Below are 22196 nucleotides of genomic sequence, written 5' to 3' on the forward strand. Positions count from 1 at the left end.
GCCCGGATTTGTAGAGCATCCGGGTTGTTCAGTGTCCTGACGTTGGACTTTGAACAACGCACTCTGAACAATGGGCACGCTTGGGGGTGAGTGGTGCCACGACGCGAGAACCCGCTGGGGCCGGCAGAAGACGAGCTCATCCGGTTCGCCGCCGATCTCCGGGTGCTCCGGGAGGAGGCGGGCACACCGACGTACCGCCAGCTCAGCGCGCGGGCACACTACTCGGCCGCCGCCTTGTCCGAGGCCGCGAGCGGGCGCAAGCTGCCGAGCCTGCCGGTCACGCTGGCCTACGTCCGCGCCTGTGACGGTGACCCGGCGGAGTGGGAGCGGCGCTGGCGGGAACTGGCCGCCACCCACGCGAAACCGCCGGCCGAACCCCTGGCCCGGCCGGACGAGACGGCACCGTACGCCGGGTTCGCCCCGATCACCGACCCGGAGCTGTTCGCCGGGCGCGGCGACCTGGTGGGTGAGCTGGTCGCGAAGGTGCGCGAGCAGCGGCTCACCCTGGTCGTCGGCGCGTCGGGCAGCGGGAAGACGTCCCTGCTCAGCGCCGGTCTGCTGCCCGCGCTGGGCGGTGACCACGTGGTGATGACGCCCGGGCGGCGGCCCATGGAGGAGTGCGCGGTCCGGCTGGCCGACGTGGTCGGTATGGCGCCCTGCGACCTCTACCGCGAGCTGGCCGCCGCGCCCGAGAACCTCCACCTGCGGCTCCGGCAGGCCCGCGCGAACCAGGCCGACGACCTGGTGTTCGTGGTCGACCAGGTCGAGGAGGCGCTCGACGAACCGGAAGGGGACGCGTTCGTCACGGCCGTCGTGCACGCGGCGACCGCGGCCACCAGCCGGGTCCGGGTGGTGCTCGCCGTGCGTGCCGACCGCGCCGACGACCTGCCCCCGGTGGTGCGGGACGGGCAGGTGCACGTCGGCCCGATGTCCGCCGACGGCCTGCGCGAGGCGATCACCGACCCCGCGGCCGTCGCGGGCTGCCGGGTCGAGACCGCGCTCCTCGTCCGGCTCATCGCCGACGCGGACGGGCCCGGCACGCTGCCGTTCCTCCAGCAGGCGCTGCTCGACGTGTGGCGGCGCCGCCGCGGCACCACGCTGACCGTCGCGAGCTACGACACCACCGGCGAGGTCCCCCAGCTCATCGCCGACGCCGCCGAGCGCGCGTTCACCTCGCTCGACCGCGACGGGCAACGGCTCGCGCGGCACCTGCTGCCCCGGCTCGCCACCGGCAGGCACGGGGTGCGCCGCGACGACCTCGACGCCGACGCGGCGGCCGTGCTCGACGAGCTGGTGCGGGCGCGGGTCGTGGTCGCCGACCAGGACGGCGTCGCGCTCGCCGGCCGGTCACTGCGCGAACGGTGGCCGCGGTTGCGCGCCTGGCTCGCCGAGGACGGCGACCGCCCGCGCGTGCACCGCGAGCTGGCCGAGGCCGCCGCCACCTGGGACGCGCTCGGCCGCGACCCCGGTGCGCTGTACCGGGGCGTCCGGCTCGACGCCGCGCGGTCGCGGCTCCACGACGCCGTGGTCACCGCGCGGGAACGCGACTTCCTCCAGGCCAGCCTGGCCGCGCACACCGGGGAGCGGCGGCGCGTCCGCGGCCTGCGTGCCGGGCTCGCACTGCTGTCGGTGCTGCTCGTGCTGGCCACCGGGGCCCTGGCGTACGCCGTGCGGGCGGGCCTGTCCGCGGAGGAGCAGCGGACCGCGGCACTCGCGCAGAGCGCGCTGCGGGAGGCGGCCGCGCTGCTGGACACCGACCCGGCGCTCGCCACGCAGCTGACGGTCGCCGCGCACCGGCTCGTGCCGACCGCGGCGAGCCGTGCCGCCGTGCTCACGTTGTTCGCGGACCCGTACGCGGCCCGGCTCACCGGGCACGCGGGGGTCGTGCACGCGCTCGCCGTCAGCCCGGACGGCGACGTGCTGGCGACCGCGGCCGACGACACGACCCTGCTGTGGGACATCAGCGACCCGTACCACCCGCGCCGCCTGTCCGAGCTGCCCATCGACGCGACGTCGGTGGTCTTCTCGGCCGCCGGCCGGCTCGCGGTGACCGGCAACGAGCGGGGCGCGGTGCTCTGGGACGTCACCGACCCGGCGCGGCCGCGCCGGTCCTCGCTCGCGGGCCGCGACCCGCGCGGTGAGACACCGACCGACGTCGCGCTCAGCCCGGACGGCAGGACGCTCGCGCTGACGAGGGCGAACGAGGTGCGGCTCTACGACGTGGCGGTCGGCGACCGGCCGCACGGGATCCGCACGCTGATCGGGCACACGGGCACCGTGACGTCGGTGTCGATCAGCCCGGACGGCACCGTGATCGCGACGGCGAGCGAGGACCACACGGTCCGGCTGTGGCCGGCGGCCGGTGGCGCGCCGATAGTGCTCGCCGGTGTCGAGGCACCGGTGACGGCACCTGTGCTCGCCGTGGAGTTCAGCCCGGACGGCTCGGTCGTCGCGACGGCGGGCGCGGACGGGTCGGCCCGGCTGTGGCGCGTCGCGGACGGCAAACAGCTGGCGAGCCTGGTCGTGCGCGCGGGCCCGGTGCGGACGGTGGCGCTCGGCGACGGCCTGCTGGCCGCGGCGGGCGACGACCGCTCAACCGTCGTGTGGGACGTGACCGACCTGGGGCGGCCGCGCGAACTGGTCGCGCTGACCGGGCACACGGACGCGGTCACCGGCGTGCGGTTCACGCCCGACGGGCGGCACCTGGTCACGTCGAGCCGCGACCGGACCGTGCGGGTCGTGAGCATCGCGGAGGCGGTGACCGGACGCGTGGCGGGCGGGTCGCTGGCGTGGGGCCGGAACGGGACGGTGCTGGCGAGCGGTGGTGCGGGCACGGTGCTGCTGTCGGACGTGCGGAACCGGTACGCACCGCACCCGGTCGGGACCGTGCCGGGACGGGCCCCGTCGTTCGCGGGCGGGCTGCTGGCCACCGGCGACCGGCTGTGGGACGTGACGGACCCGGCCCGGCCCGTCGCCCGCGCCTACGTGGGGAACACGACAGGCGGCGCACTGAGCCGTGACGGCCGGCTTCTGGTCACCACGTACAAGGACGCCTATCCACGCCTGTGGGACGTCAACGACCCGGACCATCCGCGTGCGCTGGCGGACCTGCCCGCGGCGGGCGCCCGTGTCGCGGTGCTCGGCGGCCACGTCGTGGCGACGCTGGGCGGGGACGTCACGGTGTGGGACGTGCGCGATCCGGCCAACCCGTCGGCGCGGACGTTGCTGACGCGGAACTGGACGGGACTGGCGCTGCGCCCGGACGGGAAGGTGCTGGCGGCGATCGCCGCCGACGGTACGGGGTGGCTGGTCGACACGCGGAAGATGGCGGTGCTGGCGCGGTTCCCGGCGGGACCGACGACCGCGCTCGCGTTCTCGCCCGACGGGAAGGCGCTCGTGACGGCGACGGGCCCGGCGCCGAGGCTGTGGGACGTGACGAACCCGCGGCGTCCCGCGGAGGTGGCGACGCTGCACAGCGACAACGGCAGGACGATCACCGCGGTCGCGTTCAGCCCGGAGGGCGGTTCGTTCGCGACGACCAGCGCGGACGGCGCCGTGCACGTCTGGGACGCGACGGTGGGGCAGGTGGAGCGGCGCGTGTGCGCGGTCGCCCACCCGCGCATCACGGTCGAACAGTGGGAGTGGTACCTGCCGGGCGTGCCCTTCCGCCCACCGTGCTCCTGAACCGCCCGACCGGCTCCGCCGGCACTGCCCTGAAAGTCGCTTTCGGAACGTTGGCCCTGGATCCACCGGTGGTCAACCTGGTTGTTCCGGACCTGTGGCAAGCGCGGCCTGGTCAGACCCGCTTCGCACCGCCGGGCGCGCATCCGCCGGGTGCCGCGAAGGGCGCTTTCGCAGCATTGAACGCCGGTAGTGCGCCTTTCGCAGCACCGCCCGGGCGCTGCGGGCCCTGGCCCGTGCAGCGGGCCGCCTTGCGCAACGGCCGACCTTGATCACCGGTCGATCCGGGACGTTGAGTGTCCCGAAAGCGTCCCTCAGGACGTTGAGTGTCCCGAAAGGCCCCTTCGGGGAATCCCCCGGCCGGGCGCGCAGCGCCCGAGGCCCGCGAAGCGGGCAAGGCCCCCAAGCAGGCCGGGCGCAAGCCCACGAAGACGACCTGCCTGCCCTCCCGTCGACCTGGCAAAGCCCGATCACACCGGGTCAAGGGGCCCTGCCCGAAACACGCCCTCCATAAGCCCGGCCCCTTGACGCGGTGTGATAGCCCGGAGGGAGGTCGACGGGAGGGCAGGCCACCCATCCAAGCCAATCTCAACAAGCCCGAACCGAAATGCCCCCTCCCCGAGATCAGCCCGTCCGGCGAGGACCCCCCGGGAGGAAACCCCGCACACAACCGAACATGATCACCGGTGGATCCGGGACACTCAACGCCCCCGAAAGACGCTTTCAGGACAGTGCTTTGCAGGGCCACGAATCAACCGATCCAGTGAATGTCCCTCCTTGACCCTTGGGATAGCCTCGTGTCTCGCTGCTTACGGTGCGGTGCTGAGGGTGAGCTTCACGGCGGAGGGCGGATCCGCGGCGCGCCGGCGGCCGACCCGGGGCAGCGCGGTCCCCCCGAATCTCGACCCCATAAGGTGATCATGACAGTCTCATCGCCCGTGCCGTCATCGCCGCGGCACGCGGGCCCGTGGACCTGCATCGCCGGTGTCGCAGGCTACGTGGCCGTCTCGCCACTGATCTTCCGTGAGCTGGGTTCCCCGATCTGGATCGTGGTGTGGCTCGCCGTCGGTGCGATCGCGATCGGTGTGGTGGCCGCCGGGGCACTGCGGACGGCACGCGCGGGCCGCGAGCACGTCGACGAGCTGCACCGGCTCGACGACGAGAACCACAACCTCGCGGCGCTGGCGGAAACCCGCCTCGTGGCGCTCGAAACCCTGGTGGAGCAGCAGTTGCCCGCCGTCATCAACGGTGTGGGGGCGCCGCCGCTCCCCGACCTGTCGGGCGACGACGTGTCCGCGCACATGCTCGCGCAGGCGGCGGTCCACGTCGGGCGGCTGCGGGACGACCAGCTCGCCAGGCAGGACGCCGTGGCCGCGGCGGTCGTCGCGCTGGGCAGGAAGGTGCAGTCCTCCGCGCACCGCATCCAGGAGGAAGCGGCGCGGATGGTGCAGGCGCACCCGGCCGACCCGGACGTCCTCCACACCAGCATGCGTGTCGACCACGCCGCCGCCCAGCAGGCACGCAACGCGCAGACCCTCGCCGCGCTGTGCGGTGAGTGGCCGGGTCAGCAGTGGCACGAGGCGCTGCCGGTCGCCGACGTCGTCCGTGGGGCCGCGGGCCGCATCACCGCCTACCAGCGCGTCGAGGTGTCCGGCGACCCGGCCGTCGCCGTGTCGGCGCGTGTCGTCGAGCCGCTGATCCACGTGGTGGCCGAGCTGCTGGCCAACGCCACCCAGTCCTCCCCGCCCACCACGCAGGTCCTGGTCACGCTGCGGCAGGTGCAGCGCGGCGCGGTCATCGAGATCGACGACGGCGGTGTCGGCCTCGACGACAAGCGGCTCGAGCAGGCCCGTGAGATCGCGTCCGGCCGCCGCCCGGTGGGGCTCGCGGACCTCGGCGAGATCCCGCAGACCGGTCTGCCGGTGGTCGGCGCGTACGTGCGGCGCCACGGTTTCCGCGTCGACGTCACCGAGTCCGTCTACGGCGGCCTGCGCGCGATCGTGCTGGTCCCGACCGAGCTGACCGAGGCCGTCGCCCCGTCCGGCATGGTCGCCACGCACGCGCTGGCCCGCCGTCGGGAACGCCACGCGCTCGCCCCCGCGCCCGCGCCGCGTGAACCGGAGCCCGACGACGACTGGGCACCGGTGCGCCAGAGCGGCGAGGTCGAGCTGCCGCCCGAGCCGGAACCGTTGCCGCCGCTGGTGCCCACCGGCGAGGACAGCACGGCCGGTGACCTGCCGGTGCTGCCCCGCCGCCGGTCCCGCCGCGGCCACGCGGTCCCGCAGCCGCCCCAGGTCGACTGGCCCGCCGAGCGGGACGTCGACGAGCCCCCCGAGCAGGCGGGCCAGTGGATGAACGCGTTCCTGTCCGGTGCCGCCGCGGCGAACGGCGACCTGAACGACGACCTGAACGGCGACCTGGACGGCGACCTGAACGACGAGAAGCCCGACGACACACCCGATTACACCGATTACTCAGAGAAGACCTCGGAGGACCATCGATGACGACCCAGCCCGTCGACAACAGCTGGATGCTGGAGTTGATCAGGACGGTGCGGGGCGTACGGCATGTCGTCGTGCTCACCTCCGACGGCCTGCTCAAGGTCCGCACCGACCACACACCGGCCGACGTCGCGGACAAGCTCGCCGCCGCGTGCGCCGGGCTCACCGCGCTCGGGCAGGGCATCAGCAAGGAGTTCGGCACCGGCGCCGGGCCGCGCCAGGTGATGGTGGAGTTCGACGGCGGCTACCTGTTCGTCCGCGGCGCGGGCGACGGGTCGCGGCTCGCGGTGGTGACGGAGCCGGTCATCGACCCGGCCCTGGTCGCACAGCAGATGCAGGCGCAGGTGCTCCTGATCGGCGAGCGGACGCTGTCGACGCCGACCCGCGCCGGCTGAGCCCCGGGACGGTCATGGACGACTACCGCGACAGCCCTGTTCGGCCGTACATCCTGACGTCCGGCCGGGCACACCCGTCCCGCAACACGATCAGACCCGAGACGCTGCTGGTGGTCGACGCGGACACGCCACCACCCGTCTCGGCGTCCCGGGAGCACCGGGCCCTGCTCGACATGTGCCAGGGCATGCTCTCGCTCGCCGAGGCCGCGGCACATCTGCGGCTGCCCGTGAGCCTCGTGGTCGTGATCGCGTCGGACCTCGTCGACTCCGGGCACCTGTCGGTCCGCTCCGCGCCGCGCCACTCCCCGCCCTCAGCTGAACTCCTGGAGAAGGTGCTAGATGGTCTCCGCAAACTCTGACTGGCCGCAGGAGCGCTACGTCGCGCCCACCGTGGCGCAGTCGGTGAAGATCCTCGTCGTCGGCGCGTTCGGGGTCGGCAAGACGACGCTGATCGGCTCGGTCTCCGAGATCGCGCCGCTGCGCACCGAGGAGACGATGACGTCCGCGAGCGTCGGCGTCGACTCGCTCGCCGGTCTCGACGACAAGTCGACCACCACGGTCGCCATGGACTTCGGCCGCATCACGGTGAGCCCGGAGGTGGTGCTGTACCTGTTCGGCACGCCAGGCCAGCGGCGGTTCTGGGACCTGTGGGAAGGCCTGGCCGAGGGCGCGGTCGGCGCGCTCGTGCTCATCGACACCCGCCGCATCGAGGACAGCTTCGAGGTGTTCGACCAGCTCGAGACGCGGACGGGCATGCCGTTCGCGGTGGCCGTCAACGAGTTCCCGGACGCGCCGAAGTACAGCACCGACCAGCTGCGCGAGGCGCTGGACCTCCTGCCGGACACACCGATCGTCGGATGCGACGCCCGCAACAAGGAGTCGTCCGCCAACGCGCTGATCACCCTCGTCGAACACGCCCTCCACTTCCCCGCTTCCGAGAAGGCCCTCACCTGATGCCGACAACGCACCGCCGACGACTCGCGGACATGACCGGCCTGATGCCGCTCATCGAGACCACCGACACGCGTGACCCGCAGGCGGCCTACCGCGAGTTGCAGGGACACTACGGCGCCGTCGCGCCGGTCGAGCTGGAGCCGGGCATCCCCGCGTGGCTCGTGATGGGGCACCACGAGATCTGCCAGGTGGTCCGCAACGAGCAGCTGTTCTCCCGCGACCCCAACCACTGGCGGCTGTTCGCCGAGGGCGTCGTGGCGCCGGACTCGGGCCTGGGCCCGATGATGTTCCCGCGCGACAACGCCTACTTCGCCGACGGCGAGAAGCACCGCAGGCTCCGCGGCCCCATCGACGACGGCCTGGAGAGCCTCGACGAGCACCGCATGGCCCGGTTCATCCGCGCCACCTGCACCGACCTCATCCACGACTTCGAGCACCTCGGCAGAGCGGACCTCGTGTCCGACTACGCGGCCATCGTGCCGATGCTGACCGTGGCCGGGTTCTTCGGCATCGGCCGCGAGCAGGGCCACGAGCTGCGGGCCGCGCTCATCGCGCTGTTCTCCTCCGCGGAGGACTCGCAGCCGGCCGCGCAGCGGCTGGAGCAGATCCTCAGCGCCACGATGCAGTCCCGCCGCTCCGTGCCCACCGACGACCTGACCACCGCGTTCCTGCGGCATCCCAACCTGCACAACGACTTCGAGATCCAGCAGTCGATCGTGCTGATGATCTCCGCCGGCTACGAGACGACCACGTCGTGGATCGCGCAGACGCTGCGGCTGATGCTCACCGACCAACGGTTCGCGGGCCGCATGCGCGGTGGCCGTCTCGGCATCGACGACGCGCTCGACGAGGTGCTGTGGCGCGACCCGCCGATGTCGAACATGCCCGCCCGCTACGCGCTCGTGGACTGCGAGCTCGCGGGTGCGCACATCCAGCGCGGTGACGCCCTCATCCTCGGGTTGTCCTCTGCCAACAACGATCCGCGCGTGCACACGGACGACTCGTGGCTCGAGGTGGGCAACCGTTCCCACCTCGCGTGGAGCGCGGGCCCCCACGCCTGCCCCGCCCAGCGACCGGGGCGGATGATCACACGGATAGCGGTCGACACCGCACTGCACCACCTCCATGATGTCTCGTTGGCGATTCCGGCCGACGAGGTGATGCTGCTGCCGTCACCGTGGACGCGGTGTCCTGCCAGCCTGCCGGTCCGGTTCACCCCGCCAGTCCGCAACTCCTAGGCGCAGGAGGCATTCCGATGACCGACTCGGTCACCGCCGAAGTCCCGACCATCCACCTCGATCCCCTCGGTACCGACCACCACGGGGAAGCGGCGCGGATGCGGGAGCTCGGTCCGGTCGTACGAGTCATCCTTCCCGGCGACGTGACGGTGTGGGCCGTCACCACCCACGAGCTGGTCGCACAGCTCGTCACCAACCCGTTGGTCAGCAAGGACTGGCGCAACTGGAGCAAGATCCAGTCCGGTGAGATCACCGACGAGTGGCCGCTCGTCGGGATGATCAAGGTCACGAACATGGTGACCTCGGACGGCGACACGCACCAGCGGCTGCGCCGTCCCGTGACCCGCACGTTCACCCGCGGCCGGGTGGAGGACCTCCGCCCCCGCCTCGAGGCGAACGTGACGGAACTGCTGGACGCCCTGCCCTCGCACGCCGTGGACGGCGTCGTGGACCTGCGGCCGCACTTCGCGTACCCGGTGCCGATGAACATGATCTGCGAGCTGTTCGCGGTGCCCGTCGAGTGGCGCAGGCGGTTGCGGGAGCTGGTGGAGAGCATCTTCCTCACCAACGTGACCCCCGAGGAGGTCGTCGCCACCCAGCGGGAACGGCACGAGCTGCTCAACCGCCTCGTCGACCTGCGGCGCGCGGAGCGCGGTGACGACCTCACGTCCGCGCTGATCGAACTGGGCGAGCAGGGCGAGGAGACTCTGACGCAGGAGGAGCTGATCGACACGATCTGGCTGTTCCTGACGGCGGGCCACGAAACCACGCTGAGCCTGATCGTGAACGGTGTGCGTGCGTTGCTGACACACCCGGAGCAGCTGGAGCTCGCGATGAACGGCGACGCCGCCACGTGGCACGCCGTCGTCGAGGAGACGCTGCGCTGGGACGCGCCGATCGGCAACTTCCCGGCCCGGTACCCGTTGGCGGACATCGAGATCGCGGGGGTGCCGATCGCCAAGGGCGAGGCGATCCTCGCGCCCTACAGCGGTGTCGGGCGGGATCCGGAACACCACGGTGACGGGGCCGCCGAGTTCGACATCACCCGGCCGCCGAGCAAGCACCTCGCGTTCGGCGGCGGGCCGCACGTCTGCCTCGGCGCGCACCTCGCGCGGCTGGAGGCCAACGTCGCGTTGCCGATGCTGTTCGCGCGGTACCCGAACCTGTCGCTGGCCGCGCCGGTCGACGAGTTGCCGCCGGTGCCGTCGTTCTTCTCCAACTCGGCCGCGTCGTTGCCGGTCCGCCTGGGCTGACCCGGTTCCCTCGTCGGCCCCGCACCCCTCGGGACGGGGCCGACGAGGAAGTCAGCTGGGCGTCCGGCGAACCAGCAGGCGGCCCAGCAGGCCGCCCGCCGCGCACCCGAACGCCATCGCGCCGAACAGGAGCAGAGGCCAGTAGCCGAGCACGTGCCCGACGACGGCGAGCACCGCGCCGCCGACGAGCGCACCACCGTTGACCCACAGGGCACCCACCGCGGGCGGCAGGCGCTTCGAGACCACCCCGGCCACGAACAACCCCGCGCCGGAGAGCGCGAGCAGGCCGACCCCGATGTCGCGCCACAGCAGGTCGGTGACGGCGATGCCGTACACCAGCGCGGCGAACCCGCCGACGAACACGACACCGAACGGCGCGACCTTCGGGCCACCCATGACGTAGAGGCCGCCGACGGCACCGATGAGCAACGCCAACCCGATGGGCACCAGCATGGCGGTGAGGGACACCGCCGTCGTGTACTCGTACGGGAAGACCTCGGCGGAGCCGAGCACGATGGCGACCAGCGCCAACACCACACCCGCGATGATGAGCCCCACGGCCCACCTGGTCGCGGTCTTCTCGAACCTGTCGAGCTGTGCCCGGCGCTCCGCCTTGGTGGCGTTCACCGCCAGGTCTACTTCCAGGTGATCGGTTCGGCGGCGTAGTCGGCCTTCGCGCCGGCGGGGGCCGCGTCGTCGTAGGTGTCGATGTCGTAGGCCACCCCGGTCACCTCGGTGCCCTCCGGCGCGAGGGCGAGCGAGCAGGTCTCGTAGGTCGTACCCGCCGTGACGAAGTCGTCCCCGGCGCTGCCCTTGCCGCACGGCGTGAACGAGCTGGGCACCGAGTAGACGCCGCCCGCGTCGGAGCCGTCGGCGAGCAGGCCGTCCAACGTGACGATCGACGAGCCGGCGAAGTCGGTGCCGGACTCGTTGGACACGGTGATCCGGATGTAGTACGGCGTGTACCCGTCGGCCCGCGCACCGAGCTTGAGCGGGGCGAGGTCGGCAGGGGCACCCTTGTCGATCTTGGTGATCGTGACGCCGACCAGACCCTTCTCGCCGCTGGCGTGGAACGGCACGACGGCCTTCTCGCCCATCGCCAGCGCGGTTCCCTGCGGGGTCAGCTCGGCCGCACCCGCGGACGCGGACTCCGACGGAGCGGCGCTCTCCTCGGTCGTGGTCTCGGCGGTCGCCGAAGTCTCGGTGGCCTCCGTGGTCGCGGGAGCGGTCGACTCCGCGTCACCTCCGCAGGCGGACAGGACGAGCGCTCCCGCGACGGCAGCGGCGGGCAGGATCCAGCGAAACATCAAGACTCCCCGAAGTGAGATGCGACGGCCCGACGAGCCGCCTGCCTGTGGTGCGGGGATTGTGCGTGAGCCCGGCTACCCGTCGGCTACTCCCGGACAACTCCCCGCCGAGCAGCCTGGCCCCTACCGCCAAACGGAGCAACTCGAACGGCTACTCTCGACGTGATCGAGACGGAGGTGGACCGTGGCCGTTGCGTTCCGCGTTCTCGGTCCGCTCGAGGTCAGAGCGGTCGGCACGGACGCACCGATCGCGGTCGCGGGCGGCCACGCCCGCCAGCTGCTCGGCGTCCTGCTGCTGCACGAAGGCCGTCTCGTCGGCATCGACACCCTCACCGAGGTGCTCTGGGACGAGGACCCGCCGCCCTCCTGCCGCAAGCTCATCCAGGCCAGGATCTCCCGGCTGCGCGGCCTGCTCGGCCCCTCGGTCGAGCTGGCGGGCTCCCGCGATGGCTACCGGCTGACGATCCGCGCGGGCAGCCTCGACCTGCGGGAGCACCGCGAGCTGGTCGCGGAGACCGCGGGCGCGGCGGCGGCCGACACGGAGGTGCTGCTCGACCGGGCGCTGTCGCTGTGGCACGGGCCCGCGCTCGCGGAGCTGGGGGGCACGGCACGCGGCACGCGGATCGTCGCCGACCTCACCGAGGAGTACCTGGCCACCGTCGAGGCGCACGCGGACGCCGCGCTCGCGTCCGGCCGCAGCCCCGCGCTCGCCGCCCGCCTCGCCCCGGTGGTGGACGAGCACCCGCTGCGCGAACGGCTCCGGGCCCAGCTGATGCGCGCGCTGCACCGGGCGGGCAGGCAGGCCGAGGCGCTGGCCGTGTACGACCGCGGCCGTCGGCTGCTCGCCGAGGAGCTGGGTGTCGACCCCGGGCAGGAGCTGCGGGCCGCGCACGCCGAGATCCTGGCCGGAGAAGAGCCGGTCCCGCGGGCGGCGCCCGTCACGCCGGTGCCGCGCCAGCTGCCACCGGTGCTCGGCGACTTCACCGGACAGCGGGCCGAGCTGGCGGAGATCGAGGCGGTGCTCCGCGCGGACCGCGCCGACGACGAGCCCGCCGCGGTGGTGACGATCTCGGGTCTGGGCGGCATCGGCAAGACCGCGCTGGCCGTGCACGCCGGGCACCGCCTCAAGGCGCGGTACGCCGACGGGCAGTTGTTCGCGGTGCTGGGTGGTGCGCGTGCCCAGCCCGTCGACCCGGCGATCGTGCTGGGTCGGTTCCTGCGGGCGTTGGGGGTGCCCGCCACGGCGGTGCCGGACGATCCGGAGGAACGCGCCGAGCTGTACCGGAGCCTGCTCGCGGAACGCCAGGTCCTGGTGGTGCTCGACGACGTGCTCGACGAGGCGCAGCTCGCGCCGCTGGTGCCCGCGAGCGGGACCTGTGGCGTGCTCGTGACCGGCCGGGTCCGGCTGGGTGGTCTCGGCGGCGCGCGGCGGGTCGTCCTGGGCGAGATGTCCGAAGCCGACAGCGTGTCCCTGCTGCGCAACAGCACCGACGGCAGGCTGGCCTCGGCGGCCGACGCGGAGCTGGCTGCGCTGGTCGGGTTGTGTGCGCGGCTGCCGCTCGCGTTGCGGATCGTCGGGTCGCTGCTGGCGTCCCGGCCGCACTGGCGGCTCGCGGACCTGGTGTCGCGGCTGGCGGACGAACAGCACCGGCTGGACGCGCTGCGCTACCGCGACCTGGAGGTGCGGGCCAGCTTCGGGTTGAGCTACACGGGACTGCGGCCCGAGACGCGCAGGCTGTTCCGGCTCCTCGGGTTGCTGGAGGCGCCCGACTTCCCGCTGTGGGCGGCGGCCGCGGTCCTGGACACCGGGCTGGGCGCCGCGCAGGACCTCGTCGACGAGCTGGTCGACGTGCACCTGCTCGACGTCACCGGCGCGCCGCACGGACAGGCGCGGTACGGCTTCCACGACCTGACCCGCGCCTACGCCAGGGAACGCGCCGAGGCGGAGGAGCCCGCGCCGACCCGGCACGCGGCGGTCGTCCGCGCGCTCGGCGCTCTGCTCGCGCTCACCGACATCGCCGACCGCGACCACATGGGACAGAACATGTTCCAGCGGGACGCGCAGCGCTGGCGGCCGGACGTGGTGGCGGCGAGCCTGCCGCCGGACGTGCCGCCGATGGTGGTGCTGGACAACGAGCGGGCCGCGCTGGTGGCCGGTGTGCGGCAGGCCGCCGACCTCGGCCGCGACGAGCTGTGCTGCGAGCTGGCCGTCGGCGGGCAGGCGTTGTTCGAGACGGAGCGGTACTTCGACGACTGGCAGAACTGCTACGACACCGCGATGGGCCTGGCGAAGGCCGCGGGGAACCAGCGCGGACACGCCAGGTTGCTGATCTCGAAGGCGGGGCTGCTCTACCTCCGCCGCCGGTACGGGCCGACGGAGGAGGCCAACACCGAGGCCATGCACCTGTTCGAGCGGATCGGCGACCAGCGGGGCTACCTGGAGGCGCTGAGCAACGCGCCGTTCTTCCTCGTCCCCAACGGACGGTTGACCAAGGCGATCACGGCGGGCAGCGAGGCCTACGAGCGGCTCACCGCGAACGGGCAGCCCGCGGCCGCGCTGCACGCCTACTCCCAGGTCGGCCTCGCGCACCTGCAGGCGGACAGGCCGGCGGTCGCCGTGGAGGTCCTCACGGAGATCGTGGCGAGCGCGCGGGAACACGGCATCCGCATTCTGGTCGCCCGCGACACCTACTGGCTCGGCCAGGCCGAACTCGCGCTCGGCCACGACGCCGAGGCAGAGAAGGCCTTCACCGAACTGACCGAGCACGTGAGCGACATCGGCGCGTCCGGCGTGTTCTACGCCGCCCACGCGTGGGGTTGCCTGCACCTGGCCCGCGGCGAACACACCGACGCCCGCGACCGGCTCCGCGCCGCCCTGGAGATCGCGCGCGACCTCCACGACCCGCTGTTCGAGACCCGCGCACTGGCCGACCTGCTCGACCCCGTGCTGTACGACCGGCACGAACTGCCCGCCGCGATCGGCCAGGGCGAGCACGCGGTCGCCGTGGCCCGCGGCATCGACTACCCGTACCTGCTCGCCGGTGTGCTGGACAAGCTCGCCCGCCTGCACGCCGCCGCGGGCGACCACGGCGCCGCCGACCGCGTGACCCGCGAGACGGCGGCGGTGCGCGCCAGGATCCGCTGAGAACCGAATCGCCTGTGCGGGCAGACGACGACACGACCGGTCCGTTGTGATTGGTTCGGCGTCCTCCCCGGAGGGGCGATCTCGGGGAGGGGCCCGCTTCTCGGGCCGGGAAAGCGCCTTTCGCGCCACTGGCAACAGAAAAGCCTCCCCGGGCGGGCGGTGACCGCCCGGGGAGGCTCCGTCCGCACGCGTCAGGCGCGTGCGGCCGTCGGCATGCCCACGGTCGAGTTGACGGCCGCGGTCACGATGCGGTCGCGCATCGCGGTCGTGATGACGCCGTTCTGCACGAGTTCCTTCGTCACCGCTTTCACGTGGCGGACGAACTGGTTGTGGTTGGACCAGTCGCCGTCCTCGTCGATGACGTCGTTGATCGTGCAGCCGTTGCCGATGTCGACGTTCGCCACCTGGCTGTCGATGTCACCGATGATCACGGTGTCGCGGACGTCCGAGTCCGGGCACACGTCGGGACCCGGCGCGGGGCCGGACTCCACGACCGTGAACGAACCCGACAGCTCGGCCGACATGTTCCCCGCCAGGTCCGTGGCCCGGTAGTAGAACGTGTGCGTGCCCGCGGTGTTCACGACCACCGGCTCCGTGTACCCGGTCCAGGCGCCACTGTCCAGTTTGTACTCGACAGAGTCGACGCCGGAACCCGTGTCCAGCGCGGAGATGGTGATGTTCGCCGCGTCGAGGTACTGCCAGCTGGAGTTCTGGGTACCGCTCACCACGGCGGACACGGACGGCGGGGTCTCGTCGACCTCACCGGCCACCACCGTGAACGTCACCGAACCCTCCGGCGAGGTGTTCCCGGCCTGGTCCGTGGCACGGAACAGCACGGTGTGGGCGCCCGGGTCGGACACCTGCACGGACTCCGTGTACGCGGTCCACGCGCCGCCGTCCAGCTGGTACTCGACCGACGCCACGCCGGAACCGCCGTCGTTGTCGGTGGCGGTGACCGTCACCATGGCGGAACCGATGTAGGCGCCGTTCTCGTCCTGCTGGCCGACGACCCGGCCCGACACGGTCGGGGCCGTCGAGTCCTGCTGGACCACGGTGAAGTGGGCCATGCCCTCCGGCGAGACGTTGCCCGCCACGTCGGTGGCGCGGTAGCTCACCATGTGCATGCCGGGTGTGTTCACCGCGACCGGCGTGCTGTACGCGGTCCAGGCACCCTCGTCCACCTTGTACTCCACGGACGCGACACCGGACTCGGCGTCGGTCGCGGAGAGGGAGACGGTGGCGACGTCGACGTAGTTGCCGTCGGCGTCCTGCGTGCCGGAGACCTCGGCGTCGACCGTCGGCGGCGTCGTGTCGGTCTGGTCGGCCACCACGGTGAACTGCTTCGAGCCCTCCGTGGAGACGTTGCCCGCCCCGTCCGTCGCCCGGTACAGCACGGTGTGCTGCCCCAGCACGGACACCAGCACCGGCTGGGTGTACGGCGCCCACGCGGCGTCGTCCAGCTTGTACTCGGTGGTGGCCACGCCGGAACCGCCCTGGTTGTCCGTGGCGGTGACGGTGACCGTGGCGGACTCGACGTAGTTGCCGTCGGCGTCCTGCGTGCCGGTCACCGTGGCGTCGACCGTGGGCGGGGTGGTGTCCTCGCCGCCGCCACCGTCGACGACGGTGAACGGCTTCGAGCCTTCCTGCGACACGTTGCCCGCCACGTCCGTGGCGCGGTAGGCGACGGTGTGCGCGCCGACCGCGGACACCGTCACCGGTGCGGTGTACGGGGTCCAGGCGCCGGTGTCCAGTTTGTACTCGGTGGACGCGACACCGGAACCGCCGGTGTTGTCGGTGGCGGCCAGGTTGACGGTCGCCTGGTCGACGTAGTTGCCGTCCGCGTCCTGCGTGCCGGTGATCGTGGCGGTCACCGTCGGCGGTGTGGTGTCACCCGTGCCGCCCTCCACGGTGAACTCGCCGACCATCGTGCTGTGGCCGGGAATCGTGCAGAAGTAGCGGTACTTGCCCGGTGTCAGGTTCACGGTCGCCTCGTGGCGGCCGCCGTTGGAGTCGAACGGGTTGGCCAGGATGTTCACCGGCACGTCGTGGTTGTAGCCCGGCGTGGACGTGTCGAACGTCAGCGTGTGCGACATGCCGGTGGTGTTGCCCGTCGCCTCGCTGTTCTCGAAGACGATCGTGGTCTCCCCGGCGACCGCGGTGGTCGGCGCGGACGTGTACGCCGACACGCTGTCGCCCGCGGTCCAGGTGAGTGTCTGTGCTGCTGCGGCCGCGGTGACCGGCGGTGGTTCCGCTGCCGGGGTGGCGGACGCCGGTAGCGCCACCAACCCGAGAACGGCCACCGCCGCGCCTACCGCGGCGATGAAACGTCTGGACATGTCAGGAAAAGTCCTCCAAGGGGGAGGGCCGGGCGGTGCCGCGTGGCACCGCCCGGCCACCCGGTTTACAGCGGCCGCACCCGGATGTTGCGGAACTCGACGAGGTCGTTGTTGCCGTGGTTCTGAAGGCCGATGAAGCCCTCCGCGAACTGGCGCAGCGTCGTGTTCGGGTCACCGGCGCGGGACGACTCCTGCCCCGGTGCGTTCTCGAACTCGTTGATCACCACGCCGTTGCGGATGATCGTGTAGTGCTGGCCGACAACCCTGATCTCGTAGTCGTTCCACTGGTTCTTCGGGGTGGCACCGGCGTTGGCGAGGTTGTTCGGGTCGAAGTTGTAGATCGACCCGGTCTTCTGCGGCTCGCCGGACTCGCCGTCGTAGATCTGGATCTCGTGTCCACAGTAGATCGCGACCCACGCCTGCGACGTCCGCGCGGCGCCGACCGTGCCACAGCTGCCCGCGGGCCGCTCGGCCAGTGGTGTGCGCGGATCCGGGAAGCGGACGAACAGACCGCTGTTGGCCCGGTAGCCCTCCGGTGCGATGTCCTTGAACTGCAGCTTCACCGAGAAGTCCCGGTAGGGGTTCTTGGCGTACCACAGCATTCCGAGGCCACCGCTGGGCCGCAGGGACCCGTCCGGCCGGATCGAGAACTCACCCGAGGGCGCCATCGCCCAGTTGCTGAACGAGGCTTCCGTGCCGTCGAAGATCGCGTCGTAGCCGTACTGACCGGGGTTGCCGATCACCGACGTCTTCGCCGCGCGGTTCAGCGTGTCCTGCTGCTTGCGGTTGATGATGCCGAGCTGCGAGAGGTTCTTCGCGACCACCTCGACGTGGTTGACGAACCCGGCGTGCGAGGACCACGTGATCTCGTCGTCGATCAGGTCGTCGATCTTGCAGCCGCCACCGGCGTTCTTGTTGTCCACCCTGGTGTCGACGGCGTCCTCACCGGGACCGAACTTGACGGTGGCCGTCGGGTCGGACACCGAGCAGCCCACGTTCACCGCGGTCCGCGAGACCACCACTTCGCCGTCGGCGTAGGTCGTGGTCAGCTTGGCGGTGTACGGGCCGGTGCGGGTGTAGGTGTGCTTCGGGTTGGGCTCCGTGGAGATGGTGCCGTCGCCGAACTCCCACTTCCAGGACACGCCGCCGGACTTCGCCCCGTAGAACTGGTGGGTCAGCGCCCGGTTCTGCACCGCGACGTTCGACGCCGCCGGCTTCGGGGTCGCCTCGCCGCCGATGTAGCTGATCTTGATCAGCTTCTGGTTCGGGGCGACGGTGAAGAAGCCGCTGCCGTAGTCCAGCATGTACAGCGCGCCGTCCGGACCGAACTTGGCGTCCATCCAGCTGTTCAGGCGGTTGTCACCGCCACCCGGCGGGATGATCGGCCGGATCGTCTCGGCGAACACCGGCGGCTGCGCCGTCGGCACACCGGCCGGGTCGACCGTCACGGCGATCCGGTTCGCCGAGTTCGACTGGTCACCGATGAACCACTTGTCGTCCCAGTACTCCGGCCACGCGACACCGCTGTTGGTGTTGACGCGGTCGTAGTGGTACGTCGGGCCGGACATGACCGCCTGGCCGCCACCACGCAGGTACGGCTGGGTGTAGGTCGCGTCCGCGGCGACGTACGTCGGGATGTTGCTGTTCGGGCGGTTCGGGAAGATGGGCCCGCCACCGTCCGGCGAGTACCAGATCATGTTCTTCTTCACCGGCGGCAGGTTGACCAGACCGGTGTTGCGCGGCGAGGTGTTGACCGGGTTGTCACAGTCGTACCAGCCCGTGAGGACGGCCGCGTCGGTGTTGCTGCGGTCGCGGTACGGCTGCTTGTTGCCCATGCAGTACGGCCAACCGTGGTTACCGGGCTCGGTGATGATCGTCGCGGTCTCGTACTTCGCCGGGCCGAGCTCCGGGCTCGGCGACGACGCGTCCGGTCCGACCCACGCGGTGGTCACCCAGTTGTGCTCGGGGTCGACCTGCAGGCGTGCCGGGTTGCGGACGCCCATGACGTAGATCTCGGGACGGGTCTTGTCCTGCGTGTCGTTCGCCTCGGGGAACAGGTTCCCCTCGGGGATCGTCGCGGTGCCGTCGGCCTCCGGGTGGATCCGCAGGATCTTGCCGTTGAGGTCGTTGGTGTTGCCCGAGGTGCGGCGAGCGTCCTGGAAGGACACGCCCTTGTACTCCTGCGTCCAGTTGTTGCCGGAGTACCCGTTCGAGCCCTGCGACGAGTTGCTGTCGCCGGTGGAGACGAACAGGTTGCCGTCCTTGTCGAACGCCATGCCACCGCCGACGTGGCAGCAGCTGTGGATCTGCGTGTCCCACGACAGCAGGTCCTTGCGCGTCGCCTGGTCGATCGTGCCCGCGGCCTTGTCGAACGTGAAGCGCGAGATGGTGCGCTTGCCGATCCGGGTGTCACGGTTGATCGACTCGTGCGGCATCCAGTAGACGTAGACCCAGCCGTTGTCCGAGAAGGCCGGGTCCAGCGTGATGCCGACCAGTCCCTCCTCGTTCTTGACCAGTTCGCCGCCGCTGCCGCGGTTGCCCATCACCACGAGGGTGGTGGCGAGCTTCGCCTTCTTCGTGGCCGGGTCCCACACGTGGATCGTGCCGCAGCCCTTGCCGATGTCGGGGTTGGTCCAGTCGTTCGGCTGGGGCACCACGTTGTTCGCGCACGCGCCGCGGCCGATGTAGAAGACCTTGCCGTCCGGGGCGATGGTGAGGCCGTGCGGCTCACCGATCTGGTCGAGCTGGCCGGACGCGTTGTTCGCGTTGAGCTTCTCGATCTTGTAGTTCGACGCGATGGTCGCCTTGCAGTCGGCACGCACCAGGCCGGTGGTCCACTTCAGCGCGCCGAGGAGGTGGTTGCGGAACCCTTCCTCGCCGTAGCTCGCCTCGGTGCGGCCCATGCCGGTGTAGAAGGAGCGGCCACCCTCGTAGTCACGGCACCACGAGATCGGGTGGAACGCGCCGTTCGCACCGGTGCCCGGCGAGTAGGTGTTCTCCCGGACCTGGGCGACCGTGTGCACCTGGCCGACCGGGTTCTGCTCCCAGTTGAGGAAGCGGTCGGTGCGCTTCCACGTCATGCCGAGGCCCTCGTTGGCCGGGTGGTTCCGGTCGAGGACGTCGATCGTCGCCTCCTGCACCGCGGGCTCCGGCGGCGGCGGGAGCTGCGAGTCGTCGGCCACCAGGTCCCAGTCCGCGAGCTGCACCAGCGGTTCACCGGCGTTCGCGGTGATGTTCAGCCGGTAGTAGCCGTACTCGGTGGTGTTGGTGAACGTGAACTCGCGCTTCTGGAACCGCTGCGGGAAGTCCTGGTCGACGCGGGTGTCCAGGTCGACCCAGGTCGAGCCGTCGTTGGAGCCCTGCAGCGTCCAGTTCTTCGGGTCGCGGCCGTCGAAGTCGTTCGCCGAGGTCAGCGAGTAGCTGTTCACCGCGAACGGGGCGGCGAGCTTGTAGGTGACCCAACCCGTCGGGTTGAACGCCAGCCACTTCGTGGACGGGTCACCGTCGATCAGCTTTTCCTTGGTCTCGTTCGGCGGGTTCTCGGCGCTCGCCGTGACCTCCGAGACGAGCCGGGCCCCCACCGGGCGGGCGCCGATGAGACCGGTGAACCAGGTCGAGTTCTGCTGGGCGCGGGCCGCGTCGGAGATGCCGAGGAAGCCGCCACCGGACTTCATGTAGCTCTGCAGCGCGGCTTCCTGCGTCGGGTTCAGGGTGATGCCCTGCGCCGACAGGTAGACCACACCGCGGTACTTCGCCAGGCTCGCCGGGTTGAACACGGCCGGGTCGGACGACGCCGTGACCCCGATGCCGTTCGCCGACGCCAGGCTGGTGATCGCGTCCGTCGCACGGACCACCGGGTCCTTCTGCTCGGCGGCCGCACCGCGGAAGACGAGGATGTTGACCGGAGCGGTCGCCGCCGGTGCCGCCGGTGCCGCCGCGGCAGGTGCCGGTACTGCCGCGACTGTGCTGATCAGAGAAGCACCGAGAGCGAGCGCTGCGCCGAGCGCTGTGTATCTGCGGGCTCGTCGCTTTCGCGACCAGCCGAAAGAGCCTCTTCGCCCCATGGTCGGGCTGTCCTTTCTCTAACGGTTACCTGTGGCCGCCGTGCGGCGTCGTGGTGGCGGGCTTGTCGGTCTTGACCTTCTTCGCGGAGGGGTTGTCCGGCGCGATCGGCGCGATGCCGTCGTGCGGACCCGTGGGCGCCGGGGCGATACCCATGGCCTGCATGTCCATCGAGCCCATCTCGTGACCGTGGAAGCGGTCGATGGACTCCTGCGCGCCGGGCGGCATGCTGCCGTCGGGGTTGCGGACCAGGAAGACACCGGACATGCCTGCGTCGGAGTGGCCCTGGACGTGGCAGTGGTACATCCACGCGCCCGGACCGACGCCCTCACCCGCGATCACCTGGAAGCCGAACGAGCTGCCGGGGTCGAGGTTCTTGTTGTCGATCACGGGCGAGTTGTCGCTCGCGCCGGCGAGCATGCCGGTGCGGGTGTCCGCCCAGCGGTGCGCGTGCAGGTGGAAGGTGTGCAGCAGGTTCCCGTGCCCGATGCAGATCCACTCGACGCGCTCACCCTGGTTCGCCACGAACATGGGCGTGTCCGGGGCGATCTTGTTGTTGATGGTCTGTTCGTTGAAGACGACCGTGTACTGCCGGTCGGGCAGCAGGTCGCCGCGCTTGCGGACGATCAGGCCGCCGTACAGGCCGCGCAGGAGCCCGATTGTCCCGTGGTCGCCCCTCATCGCGTGGTCGTGGTAGTGCCAGTAACCCGCGCTGCCCGGCATGTACACGCCGTCACGCTGGTACGTGGTGCGGGTGCGCCAGGTGTAGACGCGGGTCTCGCGGGGGTTGTTGAACGATCCGTTGAACGGCGCGCCGTCCGAGTTGGTGTCGTAGTTGACGCCGTGCGGGTGGATCGACAACCGCTCGTCGGTGTTGTTGACCAGCTCGATCTCGAGCGTGTCACCCTCGTAGATCTCCAGCAGGGGGCCCGGGATCGTCGGCTTGCCGGGTTCAAGGGCGTAGCCGACGAGGTTGGTTCCTGGGATCTGCTCGGCGTACAGGGTGATCTGGCGGGTCTGGCCCGCCGCGCCTGCTGAGGCAGACGCGGGCTCGGCACCGGCCGCCGCGGAGAAGGCGGCAACGCCGCTGGCCGCTACGGCGGGGGCGAGCACGCCCGCTGCCGCGGCACCGGCGAGCATCGATCGACGCGAGAGCGCCGGTCGGCCGTCTCTGTCCATTGTGGAACTCCGTTCATGGGCACGGGAATGAGCGGTCGCACGGACCGCTCGCGTTGTTGCTGGGAGCAGGAGACGCGGCGCGACGAACAGATGGCACGTGGGTGACGTCCGTTGTCACGCTGCCTCGCCTTTCGACCCGGGGTGG

Annotated in this window: 13 protein-coding genes; 8 read left to right on the forward strand and 5 right to left on the reverse strand. The window is 71.4% G+C overall.

The features are described 5' to 3' along the window. Window positions 1-93: 93 nt before the first annotated feature. The 7 genes from ACIBVP_RS43995 (at window position 94) to ACIBVP_RS44025 (ending at window position 10022) form a co-directional block, all read left to right on the forward strand. The gene (locus tag ACIBVP_RS43995) at window positions 94-3684 is read left to right on the forward strand and encodes a hypothetical protein (RefSeq protein ID WP_396112521.1); all 3591 of its coding nucleotides are present in this window, start codon (window positions 94-96) and stop codon (window positions 3682-3684) included. Window positions 3685-4601: 917 nt separating this feature from the next. Beyond that, window positions 4602-6185 (forward strand): ATP-binding protein, encoded by a 1584-nt coding sequence (locus ACIBVP_RS44000; RefSeq protein WP_396112522.1) that lies wholly within the window; start codon window positions 4602-4604, stop codon window positions 6183-6185. Next, window positions 6182-6577 (forward strand): roadblock/LC7 domain-containing protein, encoded by a 396-nt coding sequence (locus ACIBVP_RS44005; protein ID WP_396112523.1) that lies wholly within the window; start codon window positions 6182-6184, stop codon window positions 6575-6577. The genes ACIBVP_RS44000 and ACIBVP_RS44005 overlap by 4 nt, the downstream gene beginning before the upstream one ends. 14 nt (window positions 6578-6591) lie before the next feature. Further along, complete coding sequence (locus tag ACIBVP_RS44010; protein WP_396112524.1) at window positions 6592-6936, forward strand: DUF742 domain-containing protein; 345 nt, start codon at window positions 6592-6594, stop codon at window positions 6934-6936. Continuing rightward, the gene (locus ACIBVP_RS44015; protein ID WP_396112525.1) at window positions 6917-7531 is read left to right on the forward strand and encodes a GTP-binding protein; all 615 of its coding nucleotides are present in this window, start codon (window positions 6917-6919) and stop codon (window positions 7529-7531) included. Before ACIBVP_RS44010 ends, ACIBVP_RS44015 begins: the two co-directional genes overlap by 20 nt. Next, entirely contained in the window at window positions 7531-8769 is a 1239-nt protein-coding gene (locus tag ACIBVP_RS44020; protein ID WP_396112526.1) for a cytochrome P450, read from the forward strand. The genes ACIBVP_RS44015 and ACIBVP_RS44020 overlap by 1 nt, the downstream gene beginning before the upstream one ends. 17 nt (window positions 8770-8786) lie before the next feature. Beyond that, complete coding sequence (locus ACIBVP_RS44025) at window positions 8787-10022, forward strand: cytochrome P450 (RefSeq protein WP_396112527.1); 1236 nt, start codon at window positions 8787-8789, stop codon at window positions 10020-10022. 51 nt (window positions 10023-10073) lie between these two features. Here the strand turns inward: ACIBVP_RS44025 and ACIBVP_RS44030 are convergent, their stop codons facing one another. Beyond that, complete coding sequence (locus tag ACIBVP_RS44030) at window positions 10074-10649, reverse strand: hypothetical protein (RefSeq protein ID WP_396112528.1); 576 nt, start codon at window positions 10647-10649, stop codon at window positions 10074-10076. An 8-nt stretch (window positions 10650-10657) separates the two neighbouring features. Then, window positions 10658-11329: a hypothetical protein gene (locus tag ACIBVP_RS44035; RefSeq protein WP_396112529.1), complete on the reverse strand. Its 672-nt coding sequence runs from the start codon at window positions 11327-11329 to the stop codon at window positions 10658-10660. 184 nt (window positions 11330-11513) lie between these two features. On the opposite strand from ACIBVP_RS44035, the gene ACIBVP_RS44040 reads away from it, so the two are divergent. Beyond that, window positions 11514-14474, forward strand: coding sequence for a BTAD domain-containing putative transcriptional regulator (locus ACIBVP_RS44040; RefSeq protein WP_396112530.1), 2961 nt, complete (start codon window positions 11514-11516; stop codon window positions 14472-14474). A gap of 191 nt (window positions 14475-14665) precedes the next feature. Here ACIBVP_RS44040 and ACIBVP_RS44045 read toward each other — a convergent pair whose 3' ends face one another. The 3 genes from ACIBVP_RS44045 to ACIBVP_RS44055 form a co-directional block, all read right to left on the reverse strand. Next, window positions 14666-16810 (reverse strand): OmpL47-type beta-barrel domain-containing protein, encoded by a 2145-nt coding sequence (locus tag ACIBVP_RS44045; RefSeq protein WP_396112531.1) that lies wholly within the window; start codon window positions 16808-16810, stop codon window positions 14666-14668. Window positions 16811-16875: 65 nt separating this feature from the next. Next, complete coding sequence (locus tag ACIBVP_RS44050; protein ID WP_396112532.1) at window positions 16876-20874, reverse strand: ThuA domain-containing protein; 3999 nt, start codon at window positions 20872-20874, stop codon at window positions 16876-16878. A gap of 25 nt (window positions 20875-20899) precedes the next feature. Next, window positions 20900-22051, reverse strand: coding sequence for a multicopper oxidase domain-containing protein (locus ACIBVP_RS44055; RefSeq protein WP_396112533.1), 1152 nt, complete (start codon window positions 22049-22051; stop codon window positions 20900-20902). Window positions 22052-22196: the final 145 nt, after the last annotated feature.

Origin of the sequence: Actinophytocola sp. NPDC049390, from assembly GCF_044466355.1 — a bacterium.
GTDB lineage: Bacteria > Actinomycetota > Actinomycetes > Mycobacteriales > Pseudonocardiaceae > Actinophytocola.

Bases quoted from the DNA above. Each gene is read 5' to 3' on its own strand.
- ACIBVP_RS44000 (WP_396112522.1), top strand. From the start codon at position 4,602: ATGACAGTCTCATCGCCCGTGCCGTCATCGCCGCGGCACGCGGGCCCG.
- ACIBVP_RS44055 (WP_396112533.1), bottom strand. From the start codon at position 22,051: ATGGACAGAGACGGCCGACCGGCGCTCTCGCGTCGATCGATGCTCGCC.
- ACIBVP_RS44035 (WP_396112529.1), bottom strand. From the start codon at position 11,329: ATGTTTCGCTGGATCCTGCCCGCCGCTGCCGTCGCGGGAGCGCTCGTC.
- ACIBVP_RS44050 (WP_396112532.1), bottom strand. From the start codon at position 20,874: ATGGGGCGAAGAGGCTCTTTCGGCTGGTCGCGAAAGCGACGAGCCCGC.
- ACIBVP_RS44005 (WP_396112523.1), top strand. From the start codon at position 6,182: ATGACGACCCAGCCCGTCGACAACAGCTGGATGCTGGAGTTGATCAGG.
- ACIBVP_RS44025 (WP_396112527.1), top strand. From the start codon at position 8,787: ATGACCGACTCGGTCACCGCCGAAGTCCCGACCATCCACCTCGATCCC.
- ACIBVP_RS44015 (WP_396112525.1), top strand. From the start codon at position 6,917: ATGGTCTCCGCAAACTCTGACTGGCCGCAGGAGCGCTACGTCGCGCCC.
- ACIBVP_RS44045 (WP_396112531.1), bottom strand. From the start codon at position 16,810: ATGTCCAGACGTTTCATCGCCGCGGTAGGCGCGGCGGTGGCCGTTCTC.
- ACIBVP_RS44020 (WP_396112526.1), top strand. From the start codon at position 7,531: ATGCCGACAACGCACCGCCGACGACTCGCGGACATGACCGGCCTGATG.
- ACIBVP_RS44010 (WP_396112524.1), top strand. From the start codon at position 6,592: ATGGACGACTACCGCGACAGCCCTGTTCGGCCGTACATCCTGACGTCC.